Annotated in this window: 3 protein-coding genes and 1 pseudogene; 2 read left to right on the top strand and 2 right to left on the bottom strand. The window is 64.8% G+C overall.

The genetic code is table 11. The features are described 5' to 3' along the window. The first annotated feature begins 237 nt into the window (after positions 1-237). Both AC54T3_RS17320 and AC54T3_RS17325 read left to right on the top strand, forming a co-directional pair. Complete coding sequence (locus tag AC54T3_RS17320) at positions 238-417, top strand: helix-turn-helix transcriptional regulator (RefSeq protein ID WP_496626557.1); 180 nt, start codon at positions 238-240, stop codon at positions 415-417. Positions 418-494: 77 nt separating this feature from the next. After that, a complete protein-coding gene (locus AC54T3_RS17325; RefSeq protein ID WP_496626558.1) occupies positions 495-1,406 on the top strand; it encodes an AAA family ATPase in 912 nt (303 codons plus the stop codon). A 52-nt stretch (positions 1,407-1,458) separates the two neighbouring features. Here AC54T3_RS17325 and AC54T3_RS17330 read toward each other — a convergent pair whose 3' ends face one another. Then, positions 1,459-2,061, bottom strand: a complete 603-nt coding sequence (locus AC54T3_RS17330; protein WP_496626559.1) for an NAD(P)-dependent oxidoreductase — start codon at positions 2,059-2,061, stop codon at positions 1,459-1,461. A gap of 271 nt (positions 2,062-2,332) precedes the next feature. Next, positions 2,333-2,593 (bottom strand): annotated as a pseudogene (locus tag AC54T3_RS17335) (MarR family transcriptional regulator); the annotation flags it as partial.

The following is a 2,593-nucleotide window of genomic DNA, read 5'->3' on the forward strand; positions in this document are numbered from 1 at the left end:
GCATCGCGAAACGTGCCGAAATCGATGATCTTTCACTGTCGCGGGCGAAGCCGGATTGCGTGGATGCTAGCAAGGTCTTCAGCGCCAGGCGGCCCGCAAGTACGTTGCGATCCCTAAACCTTTAGGCCAAGCCCGGTATTGAACACCGGCGGCGCTTCCTGAGTACTGAAGACAGCACGTTGGGCGCGGGACCGATCCCCGCCCAGCACTGATCTCCACTATTAGGATGCCGCAACGATGCCCCACACCACCTCTCTCTTACGCCGCCCCGAAGTCGAACGCCGCATTGGCCGCTCCCGCGCCAGTGTCTATGCTGATATCGCCGCTGGCGTGCTGCCGCCGGCACCAGACGGCGCCTGCGTGCCTTTGGCCGTCGCCTGGCCGAACGGGAGGACGGCAGAGACCCTGCTGAACTGATTGAGCGCGCACAGGCTGAACTGGATGCCCTGGTCTCCGAAGGACCGAGGATCGAGACCCGACCACCGCCACGCCGCGTGCTGATCCCGTCCGATGTGGAGATCGCCAGCGCGACGCTAGCGCCGCGTTGCATCGTGGACCGCTACCTGTATGCCGACGTGGCGCAAGTGATTGCTCCCGTTGGCACTGGCAAGACCACCCTGCTGCTCTACGAGGCGGCAATGATCGCGCTCGGCGCGCCGCTCTGGGGCCTGAGGATCGAGCAACCCGGCTGGACGCTGTTCGTGACCGCTGAGGACCGCCGCGAGCGCCTCCTGGCACGCCTGCGCGAGATTGTGGCCGCACTTGAGCTGTCCGAGGCCCAGCGCCGCTGCGTGTTTGACAGCGTGATCTTTTGGGATATCTGTGGCTCAAGCCTAAAGCTGGCACAGTTGATCCAGGGCAATGTGGTGCTCACGCGCCTCGTAGATGACCTGGGCCGCGCCCATCGCGAAGACCGCCCGGCGGTGGTGACCTTCGATCCGTTGGTGTCGTTCGGCGCCAGTGAGCAGGCCGTGAATGACAACGAACAGGCCCTGATCACCTCCGCTCGACGCATTGTTCGCACCCTGGACTGTTGCGTGCGTTTCGTTCACCACACGGGTAAGGCGAATGCCCGCGCCGCGACCCTGGACCCGTACAGTGGCCGAGGGGGATCGGCGTTAGCCGACGGCTCGCGCATGACCACCGTCCTCCAAGCCTGGAATCCCGATGACGAGAGCCACCTGCGCCCGCCACCCGGCTGCAAGCCCGATCCCGAGAGCAGCCTCATGATCCTGCCCAGGGCTAAGCTGAGCGATGCGCCGCCCAATCTGCCGGAACTCTGGATCAAGCGCACGGGCTACGCTTTCGAGAGCTTCGTGGAGCTGAAGCGCTCGCCGGAGGAGGTGCTCGATCAGCCCGGTGCGTTGCGGCGCGATGGGCGTGTTAAGACAGAACGTCACGGGTGAACGACCAAACGCTGACCATCATCCCGATCGATCTTCAGTGCTGCTCGGCGGCTCAAAGAGCCGTGGCTCCTTCTGTTCCGTCGCTCTCCACCCGATGACGCGCAATCCCCGCTAAAAATGCCTCGATATTCGCTGCGATCTCCTCCACCACGCGCTGCCGTGCCTCGCGGCTGGCCCAGGCGATATGCGGCGTGACGATCAGGTTGGGGATGTCCGGGGCTAGCAGCGGATTGCCCCCACGCGGCGGCTCGGTGCTCAACACATCGACGCCGGCGCCACCGATGGCGCCAAGGCGCAGGGCCTCGGCCAGCGCCAATTCATCGACAATACCGCCGCGAGCGGTATTGATCAGCAGGGCGTCGCGACGCATCAGCCCCAGCTCGCGTGCGCCGATCAGGCCGCGTGTGGTGTCGGTGAGCGGGCAGTGCAGGCTCAACACATCGACCTGCGGCAACAGCTGCTCGAGCACCACTCGGCCATCGCGCGCAGCGCCACTAGGCGCGATCTGCGCATCGCCGAGGTGCTCTAGAGTCTGGGTCGGTTCCGTCTGCGGATAACGTCGCCAAGCGCCGCACACGCGGTCCAACGGGGATAGATCAAGGTCGCCTTGGTCAATGGTCGCCAGATCCAATAAAACGCCGTTTAGCGGTGACATCAGGGGACTCGTCGCGGGGATTCAAGACGCGATCATCGCATGGCCAAACAGATCACAGCCATCCATCGCGATGATGGGTTGTGAGGAGATTGCGCCGTCGGCCAGGTCGTCCGCATAACGCTCGATCAGTTGCGCCATCAAGGCAATGCGATGCGCGGCCGGTACGTCCGGCAGACGCACGATCCCGCGTATGCGGTTGGTTCTGAAAGAACACGAGCAGACCGAAATCGCTGCGCACGCCGACAGGCTTACTGCGCACCGACCTTGCCGTTCAGACTGACCCCGGGGCTTCGTACTCCCGACAGATGCGGGTGACGTCATCGGCGGAGAGCGGCTCGCCCGTGAGGCCACAGCGGTAGCCGCCCGCGCGGCGCTCGTTAAAGCGGCATCCGCTGCAAACGCCAAAGACGCGTCGGCCGTGGGCGACCTGAAGCGCCCGCAGAAGCTCGGTAAGCCCTTCGTCTAGCGCCAAACGGGCCGTCTCGTCGAGGTCCGCCACGGCCTGGCTACTTCGCTGCTCCCGCGTCGTCAG

The sequence above is a fragment of the Halochromatium sp. NSM3 genome, assembly GCF_059621085.1.

Coding starts and splice junctions, on each gene's coding strand:
- AC54T3_RS17330 (WP_496626559.1), bottom strand. CDS start 2,061: ATGTCACCGCTAAACGGCGTTTTATTGGATCTGGCGACCATTGACCAA.
- AC54T3_RS17320 (WP_496626557.1), top strand. CDS start 238: ATGCCCCACACCACCTCTCTCTTACGCCGCCCCGAAGTCGAACGCCGC.